This is a genomic window from Citrobacter sp. TBCP-5362, from assembly GCF_005406305.1.
Lineage (GTDB): Bacteria > Pseudomonadota > Gammaproteobacteria > Enterobacterales > Enterobacteriaceae > Citrobacter_B > Citrobacter_B koseri.
On the sequence record NZ_CP040234.1, the window covers coordinates 3,033,997 to 3,052,199 of the forward strand.

Below are 18,203 nucleotides of genomic sequence, written 5' to 3' on the forward strand. Positions count from 1 at the left end.
ACGATTATTCTTCAGGCCAGATAAAAGAGAAAAGGTCGTCACGCCGGGCGTGACGACCTTTTTTTACATCTGACGGTTTTTATTGAAATTAATCAGACTTCCCGCTTTGATAATTTCACGTTCCTCGGCGGTCAGGCTTTCCAGATACAGACTGATTTCCGTGATTTCATCGTCATGAATCACATAGCCTTTTAAGGTGGTTGCGCATTGTTCCAGCGCCGTACGGACGCCAGGAATGTAAATATAATCCCCGACGTCAAACCCAGGATCACCCGCCATTTGCAACGGCAACATTCCCCAGTTGATCACATTCGAACGGTAGCGTTTCGTCGCATACTCCTGGGCTATATTCGCCAGACCGCCAATCACGCGCTGACAGCTTGCCGCCTGTTCACGCGCGGAACCGTCTCCCGGCTTAACGGCATAAATCATGCTGCCAATCCCGGTGGCTAACGGATCGGTGGTTTCCTGGCCCGCAATTGTGCGAATACGGGCAAAGACCGGCTCCAGCCCACTCACCTCGCCTGCCAGACGCTGTTTTTCCAGCGTCGCGGTTGCTTTGCTTCGGCCAACATAGTCTGGATCGCGGCGTGACAGGGTGAACTCCGCCAGACCAACCGGATTTGAGCGAAAAGAGGAGGTCTCCCCGGACGGAATCAGCTCATCCGTCGTTGTGACTTCATCAAGAATTTTTGACGCCACCTTGAGCAGAATATTTTCCGTCAGCGCCCCCAGCGCCGGCCAGTCTTTAATATTCGGGCCATAGATGAGCGATTGCTGCGTCGCCCCTTTAACAAAACCCTGATAGACACGGTTTTTGTACGGAGTGGGATCAAACGCATAGTCAGGAACGTTTTCCCAGCAGTCCAGTTCAGCGGCGGAGGTCAGATAGCCCCCATTTATTGCCGTCGCCGCAATAGAACGCGCATCCATCAGCGCAACCGCGGACATTTGACCATTACCCGGTTTCGAACCTTCACGGTTCGGGAAGTTACGGGTGGTGTGGCGAATGCTCAGCCCGTTGTTAACGGGCGTATCGCCAGCGCCAAAGCATGGGCCGCAGAAAGCGGTTCTGATGATTGCGCCCGCGCCAGTTAAATCGGCCACCACGCCTTTTTTCGCCAGATCCATAAATACAGGCTGTGAAGAGGGGTAAACCGCGAGTGAGAACGTCTCATTACCACACGATTTACCGCGCAACGCATTCGCCGCCGCAATGACGTTCTCATAGTTACCGCCTGAGCATCCGGCAATAATTCCCTGCTGAACCTTTAATCTCCCCTTCTCAACTTTATCCAGCAGTGAGATTTTGGCTTTCCCACGGGCCATGCGTGCAGACTCAATTTCTACCTGGTGCAGAATATCCGTCAAATTCTCATTTAACGTGTCGATTTCATACACATTACTCGGATGGAAAGGTAGCGCGATCATCGGTTTAATTGTGCTCAAATCAACATAAATACAGCCATCGTACCAGGCCATTGGCTGCGGATTCAGCTGTCGATAATCCGGTTCACGGCCATGTAACGCCAGCCAGCTACGGGTCTCATCATCCGTTTGCCACACCGAACTCAGGCAGGTCGTCTCCGTGGTCATGACATCAACACTGTTACGGAAATCCGTGGACATTGCGCTAATGCCCGGCCCCACAAATTCCATGACCTTATTTTTGACATAGCCATTTTTAAATACGGCGCCAATGATGGCTAATGCCACATCCTGCGGGCCAACGCCTGGCGCCGGTTTTCCCGTCAGATATACCGCCACGACGCCCGGATAATCGATATCCCAGCTATCATTCAACAGTTGCTTGACGAGTTCACCTCCGCCCTCCCCTACGGCCATCGTCCCCAGCGCGCCATAGCGCGTGTGGCTGTCTGAGCCTAAAATCATTTTTCCACCGCCCGCCATCATCTCGCGCATATATTGGTGGATGACCGCAATATGGGGCGGCACATAAATACCGCCATAGCGCTGCGCAGCGGAGAGTCCAAAAAGATGATCATCGCCATTAATGGTTCCACCAACGGCGCATAATGAGTTATGACAGTTTGTGAGAACATAAGGTAATGGAAAACGCACCATCCCGGACGCTTTCGCGGTCTGAATTATGCCTACATAGGTAATATCGTGGGAGGTTAACGAATCAAACTTGATTTTAAGTTTATCCATATTTCCTGACGTATTATGAGACGCAAGAATGGACCATGCTATGGTGCCTTTTTTGGCTTCCTCTTTTTGTACATTACCGCAATACTGTTCTTCTGCAATTATCTCATTGTTACCGGAGAGATAAATCCCTTTGTCATATAACTTAATCATTCATTACTCCACATTGCCGTGCATGTTTCCATGCACGGACAACAGACCATGTCATTAATAATAAAAATGAACGCTGACGGTTGATTACAGCATGTTCCAGTCAATCAACATGTTCCACCACCAGATACCAACCGTGATATGTACCAGGAACGTTAAAATGGTCAGAACCGCGCCGACGAGCCACCAGGACTTAATATCGTTATAACCGACCCCGAAAATAACCGGGCCAGCGGCACCGCCATAGTGCGTGACCATTCCGCCATAAGAGTTGGAGAATAATAAGGCCAGCGCGGTTAGCATTAATGGCGCACCAGAGACATTCGCCAGCATGGCGAATACCGGCATCATCGCCACAATATAAGCGCTACCGGAGGCAAAGAAATAACGGACAATAATACTCAGAAACAAAATGACGAAGAACGCCACGTTACCATGATTATCAAAAGAGAGATTGTTTTTAAACAGTTCAGCCAGCCAGTCAAAAAACTTCACTTTCGATAATAAAGAGCTTAAGCCAATGATACCGCCGTACCAGATTAATGTATTCCAGCCGCCTTTATTTTTAACGACATCATCCCAGCTCACCACGCCCAGTAACAACATCGCGCCCATCACCACAATCGCAACGGTTGATTCATCCACGCCAAGTTGTTTACTGAAAATCCAGCCTGACAGCGCGAGGACAAAAATACCCAGCAGTAATTTCTCACGGCCTTTCATTGGCCCGAGATCCTGAAGCCCGGCTTTCGCGATCGTCTTATTATCAACCTTTTTAATTTCCGGCGGGTACATGGTATAAATCACCAGCGGCGTCACCAGAAACATAATGATACCCGGCACCATTGCTGCCAGCGCCCATCCCCCCCAGCTTAATTGCAGATGGCAAATATCATTGATCATTTTCAGCGCCAGTATGTTCCCTGCCATTGCGGTAAAAAACATATAACTGGTCGTTTTCGTGACCATATACACGGACATCATTAAGTAATGACCGACACGACGGGGGCTTTTTTCAGGCTCTGAACCCAGCGCGACGGCCACACTGTTGATGATAGGTAAAACAATGCCGCCTGCGCGCGCCGTGTTTGACGGCGTTGCCGGAGAGAGAACCAGATCGAGAAAAACCGTAACGTAGCCCAGCCCCAGCGTGGTATTCCCAATCTTACCAATCAGAATATACGCAATGCGTTTGCCCAGGCCAGTAGTGACAAACGCGGCGCTTAACGTAAACGCAGAAAATACCAGCCACGTCGTTCCAGAGGCATAACCGCTGAGCACGCTGGTCGTTTTAAACGCCCCTTCACTTAAATTTCCGACCACGACCATCGATGCCGCGACGGCAATCAATAATACGACGGGTTCAGGAAACGGTTTTATCACCAGCCCCACGATTGCCGCAAGATAGATGCCAAAGAGAACCCAGGCGAGTTCACTCAGACCGGCTGGCGCAGGAATTAAGCCAATAATACACGGGATCGCTAATATAATAATTAGCTTCCATATAGATTTTTTATTCATTTTTTTGCACCCTGATTTATCTGTATTCGTTATACAGAAAAGGCATTGTTTAATTTTCCTTAATCACAGCGAAATGAGATCAACATCATTCAGGAATATAAACTTCACCTGCAAAAATCTTTCTTGCTGTGCGAATAACAGAAGCGCGTATTGAAGAAGGCTCATTACCTTCATTTGTTAAATGAATATCAAGGCACCCGCCCGGGTGTTCGATATTTATATCGCCATAGTCCGTCAATTGCGTCATCCGGTGGGCGACCGTCCCGTCTGTCGCACAGCTACTGGCAAGCGCGATGGCACCAGTAATCGCCAGCGCCTTATGGCAGGAGTGCGGCATAAAATAGCGCACATTGATCGTCCCACCCCGTCTGGCCGGGGAAATAAGCACCGGTTTAGGAATAACCATATTGCTGACGTCGCCTAACCCCATCGCTTTACCCGCCTGCAAACGGATGGATTCAATGCGGCGCAATAATTCAGTATCGGCATCAAGTTCCGCAGGGGATTCATAACCCGTTTTACCGACATCTTCGGCAGCGATAATAACCACCGGCATCGCCATATCAATACAGGTGACGGCAACGGAATCAAAATGATCGACACGATGACCGGTCGGAAAAATTTGCCCGGTTTTGGCGCCAGCAGCGTTCAAAAACGTGAGTGCCACGGGCGCGGCCGTTCCCGGTACGCCATCGATTTTTGCCTGGCCTTCGTACTCAACGGCGCCGTCCGGCGTCTGCACGTCCGCTTCGATATACGTATTTGTATTTACATTACGTATACGCACGCGCGTGACGGGCGGCGTAGTCTCAATTAAGCCATGTTCAATCGCAAATGCGCCTACCGCGGAAAGCATATTTCCACAGTTCGGCGTGGTATCAACGCGGTGTTCATGTACCAGAACCTGAGCAAATAAATAGTCGATATCTGCTTTTGAGTCATCCGAACGACGGATAATGGCCACTTTACTGGTCAACGGATTACCGCCGCCAATGCCATCTATTTCCAGCTCATTCCCCGATCCCATAATTGCCATCAATATGGCATCGCGCCGCTGTCTCTCCTCAGGAAGGTGTTCTGCTAATAAAAACGCCCCTCTGGATGTTCCCCCTCGCATCAACGTGCAGGGAATTTTTTTCATAACATTGCCCTCAATTAAAAAACATTAGCGTTAATGAGGACATGGTTGCACGCGCAGAATAGAGAGGCTAATGACTTTAAATTTATGATTGATAATTTATTTGCATTAATCAAGACGGATAATTTACATATAAACTACGTTTTTCTCTCCTGGGGCAGCAAATCAGGGAATCCCTGGATTCTATTTTCTGGAGTTATGATGAAACACGAATTATCAAGTATGAAGGCATTTGTCACACTGGCAGAGGCAGGATCATTTAACAAAGCCGCTAAATTACTTAACATTACGCAACCTGCATTAACTCGCAGAATAAAAAAGATGGAAGATGATTTACATACCCTGCTTTTTGAGAGAACAACACGTAAAGTAGAATTAACAAAAGCGGGGAGGATGCTGTTACCGGAAGCCAGAGAATTAATAAGAAAATTGGATGAAGCTCTTTTTAATGTTCGCGAAATGAATGCTTATCACCACGGCACGATCACATTGTCCTGTATTCCGACCGCTGTTTTCTATTTTTTACCCCTTGCTATCGGAAAATTTAATGAGTTGTACCCCAATATCAAAATACGAATTCTTGAAAAAGGTACGAACAACTGCATGGAATCGGTGTTGGGTAACGAAGCTGATTTCGGCATAAATATGAACAGCATCACAAATTCTGCTATTGACTTCACCCCGCTGGTGAATGAACCGTTTGTTCTGGCCTGTCGACGAAACCATCCCTTAGCCAGTAAGCAACTGGTCGAATGGCAGGAGTTGGTGGGCTACAAATTGATTGGCGTGCGGTCATCCAGCGGTAACAGGCTGCTTATTGAGCACAATCTGGCGGATAAACCCTGGAAGCTGGACTGGTTTTACGAGGTTCGTCATTTATCGACCTCGCTTGGGCTGGTTGAGGCCGGGCTGGGTATTTCTGCGCTGCCGGGGCTGGCAATGCCTCAGACAGTGCATCCCACGCTTATCGGAATCCCGTTGATCGAACCCGTTATCAGACGCACGTTAGGGATTATCCGGCGCAAAGACGCCGTTCTCTCTCCTCCGGCAGAGCGTTTTTTCTCTCTGCTTTTGAATGTCTGGGCCGATGATAAAGACACGCTGTGGACGCCTTTTGCTGAACCACAGCGGCAACAATAACGCCGTATCCGGCCGACGGCCCGGTAAGCGAGCGCCACCGGGCACAACGTCACGGAATATTAATACGCGTTAACCACGACCCACATAGGCCCCTGGCCTACCGCATAACGGCCTTTCTCCGTCAGCAACCCCTGCTCACCGGCAATGGCATACACCGCAATATGGTGTGACTTCTGCCCGGCGGCAATCAGATACTTACCGCTATGATCGACGTTAAAGCCGCGCGGCTGCGTTTCAGTCGGCTGGAAGCCCTCTTTCGTCAGTACGCTGCCGTCTTCAGAAACGCTAAAAACGGTAATCAGGCTGGCGGTACGGTCGCAGGCATACAGATGACGGCCATCCGGCGTAATATGGATATCCGCCGCCCAACGCGTGTCAGAAAAATCGGCAGGCATCATATCCAGCGTCTGCACGCATTCAATATTGCCGTGCGGATCTTTCAGCTCCCAGACATCAACAGAGCTGTTCAGTTCATTCACACAGTAGGCATATTGCTGGTTCGGGTGGAACGCCATATGGCGCGGCCCGGCCCCTTCAACGGTGGTGACTTCCGCCGGTTCCTGGGCGACCAGTTTGCCGTCGTCACTGAGCGTAAACAGGCAAATGCGATCCTGCTTCAGCGCAGGCACCCACAGCGTCCGGTTATCCGGCGAGATATTCGCTGAGTGGCACCCTTCCAACCCTTCAACGACATCCACCACGCCAGCCGGCAGGCCATCATCCAGACGGGTCACGCTGACGTTACCGGCATTGTACGAGCCAACAAACACAAAACGGCCCTGATGATCGGTAGAGATATGGGTTGGGCTACCCGGCAGAGCGGACTCCGCCGCGAAGGTCAGCGCGCCGTCATCTGGCGCAATACGGTAAGCCAGCACGCGGAACTCAGGACGGACGCCAACATAGAGATAGCGCTTATCAGGGCTGACCACCATCGGCTGAACCTGCCCCGGAACATCAACCACCTGCACCAGCTTCAGCGAGCCGTCATGATTCAGGCTCCAGACGTGAATTTGCTGGCTCTCAGGGCTGGCGGTATAAACGGTTTGCTTCATGACTACTCCTTCCTTATGGCAACTGTCTGCAATTGCGGAATACAGCTTAACGTAGACGCTTTTAACGGTGAATGCTGAATTAACGCTCAGAATTTTGTCCGGCCAACCGTCTCGGTGTACCATTCCCGCAGGCAAAATTCTCAACCTTAATCTGGAACTCCCTATGACCGCTCGTGTGATTGCCCTGGATTTAGACGGCACCTTACTGACGCCGAAAAAAACATTGCTCCCCTCCTCGCTTGAGGCGCTTTCTCGCGCCAGAGAGGCAGGCTACCAACTTATCATCGTCACTGGCCGTCATCACGTTGCGATTCATCCTTTTTATCAGGCACTGGCGCTGGATACACCTGCAATTTGCTGTAATGGCACTTACTTGTATGATTATCAAGCAAAAAATGTTCTTGAGGCCGATCCGCTGCCTGTCGATCAGGCATTGCAACTGATTGATCTGCTGGATGCGCATCAGATTCACGGTCTGATGTACGTTGATGACGCGATGGTTTATGAACGCCCGACCGGCCATGTGATCCGTACCGCTAACTGGGCGCAGACGCTGCCGCCGGAACAGCGTCCGACCTTTACTCAGGTGCCGTCGCTGGCGCAGTCGGCACGCGACGTCAACGCCGTCTGGAAATTCGCGCTGACCGATGAAAATCTGCCAAAACTGCAACAGTTCGTGCAGCAGGTTGAGCATCAGCTGGGTCTGGAGTGCGAATGGTCCTGGCACGATCAGGTGGATATCGCGCGTAAAGGGAACAGCAAAGGGAAGCGCCTTACCCAATGGATTGAAGCGCAGGGCTGGTCGATGGAGAATGTGGTGGCGTTTGGCGATAACTACAATGATATCAGTATGCTGGAAGCGGCAGGCACCGGCGTCGCGATGGGCAATGCTGACGACGCGGTGAAAACACGGGCGAATATCGTGATCGGCGATAACACCACGGACAGCATTGCGAAGTTTATTTATACCCACCTGCTGTAATCAGGCGGTAATTGAAACACTCTTGATTTGCGCGTACAGCCACAGGCCAGGTTTGATGCCCAGCTCATCCCTGGCCCACGGGCTGATTCTCGCCCACAGCGTTTTCCCGCCGACTTCAAGCTGGACTTCCACCTGCCCGTTATCGTCATAACAGTTTGCCACTTTTGCCCGCAGGATATTACGGATACTGGTTTGCATCGGTGGCTGTAATACCAGCGACACGTCCGAGGCCTGAATACGAATACGCAGCACGGTTTGCAGCGGCTCTTCCAGTTTGTTGACCCACAGGTGCTGATCGCCCAGCGCCAGCGCGGTCATTGCATAATGCGGATGATGCTCCAGCACGCTCACTTTCAGGATGCTGCTCTGCTGCTCTTTCGGCAGCCACGGGTGCATCACACTGCTGCCCCAGACCTCTTCCAGCGCGCCAAACGCTTTCACCTGCCCGTTTTCCAGCACCATGACTCTGTCTGCCAGATGTAAAATCTCGTCCAGCGAGTGGCTGACGTACAGCAGGGGGATATTAATTTCGCGCGCCAGGCGTTGCAGATACGGCAGCAGTTCGCGTTTGCGCGGAATATCCAGCGAAGCCAGCGGCTCATCAAGCAACAGTAGCTCCGGCGCGGTCAGCAACGCGCGGCCAATCGCCACACGCTGTTTTTCCCCGCCGGAAAGGCTGCCAGGCAAACGCTCCAGCAAAGGTTCGATACCGAGCAAATCCACCAGCTTGTCGAACTGTCCGGCCATGCTTTTCGCCATGCCATAGCGCAGATTGCCACGCACTTTGTAATGCGGAAACAGTCGGGCATCCTGGAACACATAACCGACGCGCCGTTTTTCCGGCGTCAGGCAGATGCCATTTTCAACATCATTAAGCACGCGACCATTGAGCACAATGCGCCCTTTTTGCGGGCGCGTCAGTCCGCTGATGGCATTGATCAGCGATGTTTTCCCGGCGCCGGAAACGCCAAAAATAGCGGTGATCCCATTGGCAGGTAGCGTTTCATTGAGCGTCAGACAGTGGGTACCCAGCGTCTGGGAGAAATTGAGTTCCAGCATGTTTATCTCCCCGCGCGCTCACGGCTGATACGCGCCAGCCATTCCGAAATCAACAATGAGATCAGCGCCAGCACAATAGAAATAATGCACAATCTCGCCGCCGCGCTTTCGCCGCCAGGGGTCTGGATCAGGGTATACATCGCGGAAGGAATGGTGCGGGTTTCACCCGGAATGTTAGACACGAAAGTGATGGTAGCGCCGAACTCGCCGAGCGAACGGGCAAACGCCAGCACGGTCCCGACGATGATGCCAGGCAATGTCAGCGGTAGCGTAATGGTGAGGAAAACACGCCAGCGTCCTGCGCCCAGCGTTCTGGCGGCCTGCTCCAGCTTAATGTCAACCCCTTCAAGCGCCAGACGAATAGCACGAACCATTAACGGGAAAGACATCACCGCCGCCGCCAGCACGGCGCCTCGCCAGCTAAAGGCAAAGGTAATGCCGAACCAGTCATAAAGCCACTGACCAATAAATCCGCGTCGGCCCATCGCGATAAGCAGCAGATAACCGACCACCACGGGCGGTAAAACCAGCGGCAGATGCAGTACGCTGTCGAGCAACGCTTTGCCTGGAAACTTGCATCGCACAAGTAACCAGGCAAAAAAGATCCCAAACGGCAGACTAAACAACACGGCCAGGGAAGAAACTTTCAGGCTCAGTAGAACGGCCTGCCATTCTGGATCAGTCAGTATCATTACTTCGTCGTAAATCCATAACGTTTAAAGATTTCGGAAGCCTGCGGTCCTTTCAGGTAGTCATAGAACGCGCTGACCGTTGCGTTTTTGTGTCCATCAACAATCGCGATCGGGTATTCCACTTTCTTATGGGAATCTTCCGGGAACGTGCCAACCACTTTCACGCCTTTGCTGGCAACGGCATCAGAACCGTAAACGATGCCCAGCGGCGCTTCGCTACGCTCCACCAGCGCCAGTGCGCCACGCACGTCTTCCGCAGGAGCCAGTTTCGGCGCCAGGGTATCCCATGCGCCCAGTTTTTGCAGCGCTTCTTTTGCATAAATGCCAGCCGGAACGTGTTCCGGGTCGCCCACCGCCAGACGACCGCCATTCAGCAGAGTCGTCCAGTTGGTTTTGCTGTCGATGGTGATGTCTTTCTGTTCACTGGCTTTTGGCGCGACCACAACCAGGCTGTTGCCAAGCAGCGTTTCACGCGTTGCGGTATCAATCGCTTTTTTGTCTACCGCGTAATCCATCCATTTCTGGTCAGCAGAGATAAACAGATCCGCTGGCGCTCCCGCTTCAATCTGGCGAGCCAGCGTAGAAGAAGAGGCAAATGAAGAGACAACGTCAACGTTCTTCTCTTTTTTGTATTCAACCGCAATATCCTGCATTGCGTTGGTCAGCGAAGCCGCCGCGAATACGGTGATTTTCCCTTCATCCGCCAGCGCATGTCCGGCAACAGTCAGAGATAATGTTGCCCCAGCAAACAGGCGTAACCATGTACGTGCCATCTGTAACTCCTTTGAGTGTCGTTATGTAGGCGCAAATATAGCGAGAAAATAAGGTTTTTCCCAGAAGTTATTGATACCCAATTGAGGTTACGCAAAGAAAATATCGGCAGGAAAAGCAGGATCTTGAGGGGCGCTACCCAATGGATTTCGGGTTGCGCTGAGACTCACAGGCACAGCCAACAAAAATGCGGCCTGAAAGTCGAAGAAAGTAAAACGCCCGACTGAGCGGGCGTTTAAAAATCAATGGTTCTGTCTGGACTGGTCTTTCTGACCGATACCGGAGAAAATGTTGAACACTTCACCCAGACCGTAAATCAGCCCCAGAATGATGGCCATGACCACCGGAACCATGACTACGGCGAATACCAGACTTTTCAATAACTCTAACATGGTCAACTCCAGATAGGATTCTTTTGATATTCTAACTGCATAAATGAGAAAAGCACTCCCCTTTTGTGCGGTCGACTTTGCGCGGAAGCGGTTTTCCGTCACAATAACCCTTTTGCCAGGATCTTGTTATGCAGGCCGAAATCCTCCTTACACTCAAACTTCAACAAAAATTGTTTGCGGACCCCCGCCGCATTTCGCTGCTCAAGCATATCGCGCTTTCCGGCTCCATCAGCCAGGGGGCGAAAGATGCGGGCATCAGCTACAAAAGCGCCTGGGATGCCATTAACGAGATGAACCAACTCAGCGAGCAGACGCTCGTCGAGCGCGCAACGGGCGGCAAAGGCGGCGGCGGCGCGATACTGACTCGCTACGGTCAGCGCCTGATCCAGCTTTACGATTTGCTCGCCCAGATTCAGCAAAAAGCGTTCGACGTGCTGAGCGACGACGACGCCCTGCCGCTCGACAGCCTGCTGGCCGCCATTTCCCGTTTCTCTTTGCAAACCAGCGCCCGTAACCAGTGGTTCGGCACCATTACCGCACGCGATCACGATCAGGTTCAACAGCATGTCGATGTGCTGCTGGCCGACGGCGAAACGCGACTGAAGGTCGCCATCACTGCGCAAAGCGGCGAGCGTCTTGGCCTTGATGAAGGTAAAGAAGTCCTGATCCTGCTGAAAGCGCCGTGGGTTGGCATTACCCAGGACGAGGCGATTGCCCGGGCTGCCGACAACCAGCTTCAGGGAACCATCAGCCATATTGAACGCGGCGCCGAGCAGTGCGAAGTCCTCATGACATTACCTGACGGCCAGACGTTATGCGCCACCCTGCCTGTTGAAGAGACCGCCACGCTGGAAGAAGGTGCTAACGTGACGGCATATTTTAATGCTGACAGAGTGATTATCGCTACGTTGTGCTAAGTGCATTGACATCTGTTCTTTGAACACGTATCCCTGTCATTCATCGCTGCAAAAAATGGGATACAAAATGTCATCATTGCATATTTCGCAAGGTACGTTTCGCCTGAGCGACACAAAAACGCTTCAGTTAAGTGCGCTGACGTTGCAGGCGGGGGATAGCTGGGCTTTTGTCGGCACCAATGGAAGCGGGAAATCGGCGCTGGCCCGCGCGCTGGCGGGAGAACTGACGCTACTGAAAGGCGAGCGCCAGTCTCAGTTCGCGCGCGTCACCCGCCTCTCATTCGAACAGTTGCAAAAACTGGTCAGCGATGAATGGCAGCGCAATAACACCGACCTGCTCAGCCCTGGCGAAGACGACACCGGACGAACTACGGCAGAAATCATTCAGGATGAGGTGAGCGATCCCGCCCGCTGTGCTGAACTGGCGCAGCAGTTTGGCATTTCTTCTCTGCTCGACAGACGTTTTAAATACCTTTCTACGGGCGAAACGCGCAAAACGCTGCTTTGTCAGGCGCTGATGTCAGAACCGGATTTATTAATCCTCGATGAGCCGTTTGACGGGCTGGATGTCGCCTCCCGCCAGCAACTGGCGAATCTTCTCGCCACGCTGCACCAGTCGGGCTACACGCTTGTGCTGGTGTTAAACCGCTTCGATGAGATCCCCGAATTCGTTCAGTATGCGGGAGTCCTTGCCGACTGCACGTTAACGGAAACGGGGGAAAAAGCGGATTTGCTCCAGCGGGCGCTGATTGCCCAACTCGCGCATAGCGAACGACTGGAAGGCGTAAAGTTGCCCGAGCCGGATGAACCTTCTGCCCGTCACGCCCTGCCGGACGGCGCGGCGCGCATTATTCTCAACGATGGCGTCATCTCCTATAACGACCGCCCTATTCTTAATCATCTGAGCTGGCAGGTGAATCCAGGTGAGCACTGGCAGATTGTCGGGCCTAACGGCGCGGGAAAATCCACCCTGCTAAGTTTAATCACCGGCGACCATCCGCAGGGATACAGCAACGACCTGACGTTGTTTGGCCGCCGTCGCGGGAGTGGTGAAACAATCTGGGATATCAAAAAACATATCGGCTATGTCAGCAGCAGCCTGCATCTGGATTACCGCGTCAGCACCACGGTGCGTAATGTCATTCTCTCCGGTTACTTTGACTCGATTGGCATCTACCAGGCGGTTTCCGACAGGCAGCACAAGCTGGCGCAGCAATGGCTGGATATTCTGGGAATAGACAAACGCACTGCGGATGCGCCTTTCCACAGCCTGTCCTGGGGGCAACAACGGCTGGCGCTGATTGCCCGTGCGCTGGTCAAACACCCTACGCTGCTGATTCTTGATGAGCCCTTACAAGGCCTGGACCCGCTGAATCGTCAACTCGTTCGCCGCTTTGTCGATGTACTGATTAGCGAGGGAGAAACGCAGTTGCTGTTTGTCTCCCATCACGCGGAAGACGCCCCAGGCTGCATTACCCATCGGCTGGAGTTTGTACCGGAAGGCGAGAGTTACCGCTACCAACAGACGACGCTGCGTTAGCGGTTCATTGGGGGCGTGCGACCACGCCCCTTTTTTCACTGCTTTTTCAGATAAAAGGCGCAATCATTCTTAAAGCATATGATTTATCATTAAATAACAGTCGTCGGTGGGTGAAAAAACCGAAGTGTAAACGATTCCACTAATATATTCCATGTCACACTTTTCGCATCTTTGTTATGCTATGGTTATTCCATACCATAGGCTTAACGGAGCGAATTATGAGAGTACTGGTCACCGGTGGTAGCGGTTACATTGGAAGTCATACTTGTGTACAGTTACTGAAAAACGGTCACGATGTCATCATCCTTGATAACCTCTGCAACAGTAAGCGCAGCGTACTGCCTGTTATCGAGCGATTAAGTGGTAAGCACCCAACTTTCGTTGAAGGCGATATTCGTAACGAAGCGCTGATGACTGAAATTCTGCATGACCACGCGATTGACGCCGTCATTCACTTTGCCGGTCTGAAAGCCGTGGGCGAATCTGTCGCCAAACCGCTGGAATACTATGACAACAACGTCAACGGTACGCTGCGTTTAATCAGCGCCATGCGCGCCGCCAATGTCAAAAACTTCATCTTCAGCTCCTCCGCCACCGTCTACGGCGATCAGCCCAAAATTCCTTATGTCGAAAGTTTCCCGACCGGCACGCCGCAGAGCCCATATGGCAAAAGTAAACTGATGGTCGAACAGATCCTGACCGACCTGCAAAAAGCGCAGACGGACTGGAGCATCGCCCTGCTGCGCTACTTCAACCCGGTCGGCGCGCATCCGTCAGGTGATATGGGCGAAGATCCGCAGGGCATTCCTAACAACCTGATGCCGTACATCGCCCAGGTCGCCGTTGGCCGTCGCGAATCACTCGCGGTCTTTGGCAACGACTACCCTACCGAAGACGGCACCGGCGTGCGCGATTACATCCATGTGATGGATCTTGCCGACGGCCACGTAACCGCGATGGAAAAACTGGCTGGCAAACAAGGCGTGCATATTTACAACCTTGGCGCCGGTGTTGGCAACAGCGTGCTGGATGTGGTTAACGCCTTCAGCAAAGCCTGCGGTAAACCCGTTGCTTATCATTTTGCCCCACGCCGTGAAGGCGACCTTCCGGCCTACTGGGCGGACGCCAGCAAAGCCGACCGCGAACTGGACTGGCGCGTAACCCGCACACTTGACGAAATGGCGCAGGACACCTGGCGTTGGCAGTCACGCCATCCGCAGGGATATCCAGACTAAGGACATGTCATGACGCAATTTAATCCTGTCGATCATCCACATCGCCGTTTTAACCCGCTAACCGGACAGTGGATTCTGGTTTCACCGCATCGCGCAAAGCGCCCCTGGCAGGGGGCGCAGGAAACGCCATCTCAGCAGGCGCTTCCCGCCCATGACCCGGACTGCTTCCTGTGCGCGGGCAATACGCGCGTAACCGGAGATAAAAACCCGGATTACACCGGCACCTATGTCTTTACAAATGACTTTGCCGCGCTGATGTCTGACACCCCGGACGCGCCGGACAGCCATGACCCGTTAATGCGTTGCCAGAGCGCCCGCGGCACCAGCCGCGTGATCTGCTTTTCTCCCGATCACAGCAAGACGCTGCCGGAACTGAGCCTCCCCGCGCTGACGGACATCATCAAAACCTGGCAAGAACAGACTGCCGATCTGGGAAAAACCTACCCCTGGGTGCAGGTTTTTGAGAATAAAGGCGCGGCGATGGGCTGCTCCAACCCGCATCCGCACGGCCAGATTTGGGCCAACAGCTTCCTGCCGAACGAAGCCGAGCGTGAAGATCGTTTGCAAAAAGCCTACTTCGCCGAACAGCACTCCCCAATGCTGGTGGATTATGTGCAGCGCGAACTGGCGGACGGCAGCCGTACGGTGGTTGAAACCGAGCACTGGCTGGCGGTCGTGCCTTACTGGGCGGCCTGGCCGTTTGAAACGCTGCTGCTGCCCAAAGCGCATGTGCTGCGCATTACCGATTTGACCGACGATCAGCGCGACTCCCTGGCGCTGGCGCTGAAAAAGCTGACCAGTCGTTATGACAACCTGTTCCAGTGCTCCTTCCCCTACTCCATGGGCTGGCACGGCGCGCCGTTTAACGGTGAAGAGAACGGGCACTGGCAGCTGCACGCGCACTTTTATCCACCGCTGCTGCGTTCCGCGACCGTCCGTAAATTTATGGTCGGTTATGAAATGCTGGCGGAGACCCAGCGCGATCTGACGGCAGAACAAGCGGCGGAGCGTCTGCGCGCGGTCAGCGACATTCATTTTCGCGAATCAGGAGTTTAAATAATGAGTCTGAAAGAGAAAACACAATCTCTGTTTGCAGAAATTTTCGGCTACCCTGCTACCCACACCATTCAGGCGCCTGGTCGCGTCAATCTGATCGGCGAGCACACCGATTACAACGACGGCTTCGTGCTGCCTTGCGCTATCGACTACCAGACGGTGATTAGCTGCGCCACGCGTGACGATCGCAAAGTGCGCGTGATTGCGGCTGACTACGACAACCAAGTTGATGAATTCTCCCTTGATGCGCCGATCGTTACCCACGACAGCCAGCAGTGGTCAAACTACGTGCGCGGCGTGGTGAAGCATCTGCAAAAACGAAATAACGCATTTGGCGGCGCGGATCTGGTTATCAGCGGCAATGTACCGCAGGGCGCGGGACTCAGTTCTTCTGCGTCGCTGGAAGTCGCGGTCGGCACCGTATTCCAGCAGTTGTACCACCTGCCGCTGGATGGCGCGCAAATCGCGCTCAACGGCCAGGAAGCGGAGAATCAGTTCGTCGGCTGCAACTGCGGCATTATGGATCAGCTGATCTCCGCGCTGGGTAAAAAAGATCATGCCCTGCTGATTGACTGCCGCACGCTGGGTACGAAAGCGGTTTCCATGCCGGAAGGCGTGGCGGTGGTGATCATCAACAGTAACTTTAAACGTACGCTGGTGGGCAGCGAGTACAATACCCGCCGCGAGCAGTGTGAAACGGGCGCGCGTTTCTTCCAGCAACCGGCGTTGCGCGATGTCAGCCTTGCGGCGTTCAACGCGGTGGCCAGCGAGCTGGACCCGATTGTCGCCAAACGTGTTCGCCACGTACTGACCGAAAACGCCCGTACCGTTGAAGCCGCCAGCGCGCTGGAGAAAGGCGACCTGAAACGCATGGGTGAATTGATGGCGGAATCTCACGCCTCAATGCGCGATGACTTCGAAATCACCGTCCCGCAGATCGACACGCTGGTCGAAATTGTGAAAGCGACCATCGGCGATAAAGGCGGCGTACGCATGACCGGCGGCGGCTTCGGCGGCTGCGTCGTCGCGTTGATCCCGGAAGCGCTGGTTCCTGCCGTACAGCAGGCCGTGGCCACGCAGTATGAAGCGAAAACCGGAATCAAAGAAACGTTTTACGTATGCAAACCCTCACAAGGAGCCGGACAGTGCTAAACGAAACGCCCGCACTGGCGCCCGATGGTCAGCCGTACCGCCTGCTCACCCTGCGCAACGATGCAGGGATGGTGGTCACGCTGATGGACTGGGGCGCCACACTACTTTCCGCCCGTATCCCGCTAACCGATGGCAGCGTCCGTGAAGCGTTGCTGGGGTGCGCCAGCCCGGAATATTACCAGGATCAGGCCGCCTTTCTTGGCGCATCGATTGGCCGCTACGCCAATCGCATTGCCAACAGCCGTTACACCTGGGCGGGTGAAACCGTCAGCCTGCTGCCGAGCCAGGGTGAAAACCAACTGCACGGCGGGCCGGACGGCTTTGACAAACGTCGCTGGCAGATAGTCAACCAGAACGATCGTCAGGTGCTGTTTGCACTGACGTCTGACGATGGCGATCAGGGCTTCCCCGGCCATCTCTGCGCCACCGCGCAGTATCGTCTCACCAACGATAACCGAATCTCCATCACCTATCGAGCGACGGTAGATAAGCCCTGCCCGGTGAACCTGACCAATCACGTCTACTTTAACCTGGACGGCGAGCAGTCGGACGTACGCCAACACAAGCTACAGATTCTGGCTGATACGTACCTGCCGGTTGATGAAAGCGGTATTCCACGCGACGGGCTGAAATCCGTTGCCGGAACCTCGTTCGACTTCCGCAGCGCAAAAACCATCGCCAGCGCGTTTCTTGCCGATGACGATCAGCGCAAGGTAAAAGGTTACGATCACGCCTTTTTATTGCAGACCAAAGGCGATGCCAGCCAGCCAGCCGCACATCTGTGGTCGCAGGATGAGAAATTGCAGATGAAGGTTTATACCTCCGCTCCGGCGCTGCAATTCTATTCCGGCAACTATCTGGGCGGCACGCCGTCGCGCGGGCCTGAACCTTATGCCGACTGGCAAGGCCTGGCGCTGGAAAGCGAATTTCTGCCAGACAGCCCGAACCACCCGGAATGGCCGCAACCTGACTGCGTGTTGCATCCCGGCGACGAGTACGCCAGCCTGACGGAATATCAGTTTATTCCGGCCTGACGATGAGCCATAACAGGCCCGATGGTGCCAGCTATCGGGCCTGTGGCGCGTCGCTTTGCTCAAATCCCCACCACTCAAAGACAAAATCGCAACTCCGGGTTCACAAGAACCTTACACTGCGTCACTATTTTCGCTATGGTTATGCGTAAGCGTTGCCGCTGACCTGTCACGGCAATATAATGAGAATTATTATCATTCAA

The 18,203-nt window shown here is 53.4% G+C and carries 16 protein-coding genes; 8 read left to right on the top strand and 8 right to left on the bottom strand.

Translation table 11 applies throughout. From position 1 onward, the window contains the following. Positions 1-63: 63 nt before the first annotated feature. The 3 genes from FD428_RS14500 to FD428_RS14510 all read right to left on the bottom strand — a co-directional run bounded on the left by FD428_RS14500 (position 64) and on the right by FD428_RS14510 (position 4,981). Positions 64-2,322, bottom strand: a complete 2,259-nt coding sequence (locus FD428_RS14500) for a hydratase (protein ID WP_114848494.1) — start codon at positions 2,320-2,322, stop codon at positions 64-66. An 84-nt stretch (positions 2,323-2,406) separates the two neighbouring features. Further along, on the bottom strand, positions 2,407-3,840 hold the full coding sequence (locus FD428_RS14505) for an anion permease (RefSeq protein WP_114848495.1): 1,434 nt from the start codon (positions 3,838-3,840) through the stop codon (positions 2,407-2,409). Positions 3,841-3,925: 85 nt separating this feature from the next. Then, on the bottom strand, positions 3,926-4,981 hold the full coding sequence (locus FD428_RS14510; RefSeq protein WP_114848496.1) for a 4-oxalomesaconate tautomerase: 1,056 nt from the start codon (positions 4,979-4,981) through the stop codon (positions 3,926-3,928). Between the two features lie 198 nt (positions 4,982-5,179). On the opposite strand from FD428_RS14510, the gene FD428_RS14515 reads away from it, so the two are divergent. Then, positions 5,180-6,118 carry a LysR family transcriptional regulator gene (locus FD428_RS14515; RefSeq protein WP_047458020.1) on the top strand — a complete coding sequence of 313 codons (939 nt, stop codon included), beginning with the start codon at positions 5,180-5,182 and terminating at the stop codon, positions 6,116-6,118. Between the two features lie 59 nt (positions 6,119-6,177). Here the strand turns inward: FD428_RS14515 and pgl are convergent, their stop codons facing one another. Further along, complete coding sequence (pgl, locus tag FD428_RS14520) at positions 6,178-7,173, bottom strand: 6-phosphogluconolactonase (protein WP_024130516.1); 996 nt, start codon at positions 7,171-7,173, stop codon at positions 6,178-6,180. Positions 7,174-7,336: 163 nt separating this feature from the next. On the opposite strand from pgl, the gene FD428_RS14525 reads away from it, so the two are divergent. After that, positions 7,337-8,155, top strand: coding sequence for a pyridoxal phosphatase (locus FD428_RS14525; protein WP_012133218.1), 819 nt, complete (start codon positions 7,337-7,339; stop codon positions 8,153-8,155). Here FD428_RS14525 and modC read toward each other — a convergent pair whose 3' ends face one another. The 4 genes from modC to FD428_RS14545 all read right to left on the bottom strand — a co-directional run bounded on the left by modC (position 8,156) and on the right by FD428_RS14545 (position 11,069). Beyond that, complete coding sequence (gene modC / locus FD428_RS14530) at positions 8,156-9,214, bottom strand: molybdenum ABC transporter ATP-binding protein ModC (protein ID WP_012133219.1); 1,059 nt, start codon at positions 9,212-9,214, stop codon at positions 8,156-8,158. 2 nt (positions 9,215-9,216) lie between these two features. Then, positions 9,217-9,906: a molybdate ABC transporter permease subunit gene (gene modB, locus FD428_RS14535; RefSeq protein ID WP_012133220.1), complete on the bottom strand. Its 690-nt coding sequence runs from the start codon at positions 9,904-9,906 to the stop codon at positions 9,217-9,219. Then, positions 9,906-10,679, bottom strand: coding sequence for a molybdate ABC transporter substrate-binding protein (modA, locus tag FD428_RS14540; RefSeq protein ID WP_012133221.1), 774 nt, complete (start codon positions 10,677-10,679; stop codon positions 9,906-9,908). Before modA ends, modB begins: the two co-directional genes overlap by 1 nt. Before the next feature lie 240 nt (positions 10,680-10,919). Next, a complete protein-coding gene (locus tag FD428_RS14545) occupies positions 10,920-11,069 on the bottom strand; it encodes an AcrZ family multidrug efflux pump-associated protein (protein WP_024130518.1) in 150 nt (49 codons plus the stop codon). A 128-nt stretch (positions 11,070-11,197) separates the two neighbouring features. Between FD428_RS14545 and modE the strand changes: the two genes are divergently transcribed. From modE to galM, 6 genes are all read left to right on the top strand, one after another. Continuing rightward, a complete protein-coding gene (gene modE / locus FD428_RS14550) occupies positions 11,198-11,986 on the top strand; it encodes a molybdenum-dependent transcriptional regulator (protein WP_012133223.1) in 789 nt (262 codons plus the stop codon). A gap of 67 nt (positions 11,987-12,053) precedes the next feature. Next, positions 12,054-13,526, top strand: coding sequence for a molybdate ABC transporter ATP-binding protein ModF (gene modF / locus FD428_RS14555; protein ID WP_114848497.1), 1,473 nt, complete (start codon positions 12,054-12,056; stop codon positions 13,524-13,526). A gap of 218 nt (positions 13,527-13,744) precedes the next feature. After that, complete coding sequence (galE, locus tag FD428_RS14560; RefSeq protein WP_114848498.1) at positions 13,745-14,761, top strand: UDP-glucose 4-epimerase GalE; 1,017 nt, start codon at positions 13,745-13,747, stop codon at positions 14,759-14,761. Between the two features lie 9 nt (positions 14,762-14,770). Then, complete coding sequence (gene galT, locus FD428_RS14565) at positions 14,771-15,817, top strand: galactose-1-phosphate uridylyltransferase (protein ID WP_104868901.1); 1,047 nt, start codon at positions 14,771-14,773, stop codon at positions 15,815-15,817. A gap of 3 nt (positions 15,818-15,820) precedes the next feature. Then, positions 15,821-16,969 carry a galactokinase gene (gene galK, locus FD428_RS14570; protein WP_047458033.1) on the top strand — a complete coding sequence of 383 codons (1,149 nt, stop codon included), beginning with the start codon at positions 15,821-15,823 and terminating at the stop codon, positions 16,967-16,969. Then, entirely contained in the window at positions 16,963-18,003 is a 1,041-nt protein-coding gene (gene galM, locus FD428_RS14575; protein WP_060815868.1) for a galactose-1-epimerase, read from the top strand. The genes galK and galM overlap by 7 nt, the downstream gene beginning before the upstream one ends. Positions 18,004-18,203: the final 200 nt, after the last annotated feature.

Coding starts and splice junctions, on each gene's coding strand:
- FD428_RS14500 (WP_114848494.1), bottom strand. CDS start 2,322: ATGATTAAGTTATATGACAAAGGGATTTATCTCTCCGGTAACAATGAG.
- FD428_RS14505 (WP_114848495.1), bottom strand. CDS start 3,840: ATGAATAAAAAATCTATATGGAAGCTAATTATTATATTAGCGATCCCG.
- FD428_RS14510 (WP_114848496.1), bottom strand. CDS start 4,981: ATGAAAAAAATTCCCTGCACGTTGATGCGAGGGGGAACATCCAGAGGG.
- FD428_RS14515 (WP_047458020.1), top strand. CDS start 5,180: ATGAAACACGAATTATCAAGTATGAAGGCATTTGTCACACTGGCAGAG.
- pgl (WP_024130516.1), bottom strand. CDS start 7,173: ATGAAGCAAACCGTTTATACCGCCAGCCCTGAGAGCCAGCAAATTCAC.
- FD428_RS14525 (WP_012133218.1), top strand. CDS start 7,337: ATGACCGCTCGTGTGATTGCCCTGGATTTAGACGGCACCTTACTGACG.
- modC (WP_012133219.1), bottom strand. CDS start 9,214: ATGCTGGAACTCAATTTCTCCCAGACGCTGGGTACCCACTGTCTGACG.
- modB (WP_012133220.1), bottom strand. CDS start 9,906: ATGATACTGACTGATCCAGAATGGCAGGCCGTTCTACTGAGCCTGAAA.
- modA (WP_012133221.1), bottom strand. CDS start 10,679: ATGGCACGTACATGGTTACGCCTGTTTGCTGGGGCAACATTATCTCTG.
- FD428_RS14545 (WP_024130518.1), bottom strand. CDS start 11,069: ATGTTAGAGTTATTGAAAAGTCTGGTATTCGCCGTAGTCATGGTTCCG.
- modE (WP_012133223.1), top strand. CDS start 11,198: ATGCAGGCCGAAATCCTCCTTACACTCAAACTTCAACAAAAATTGTTT.
- modF (WP_114848497.1), top strand. CDS start 12,054: ATGTCATCATTGCATATTTCGCAAGGTACGTTTCGCCTGAGCGACACA.
- galE (WP_114848498.1), top strand. CDS start 13,745: ATGAGAGTACTGGTCACCGGTGGTAGCGGTTACATTGGAAGTCATACT.
- galT (WP_104868901.1), top strand. CDS start 14,771: ATGACGCAATTTAATCCTGTCGATCATCCACATCGCCGTTTTAACCCG.
- galK (WP_047458033.1), top strand. CDS start 15,821: ATGAGTCTGAAAGAGAAAACACAATCTCTGTTTGCAGAAATTTTCGGC.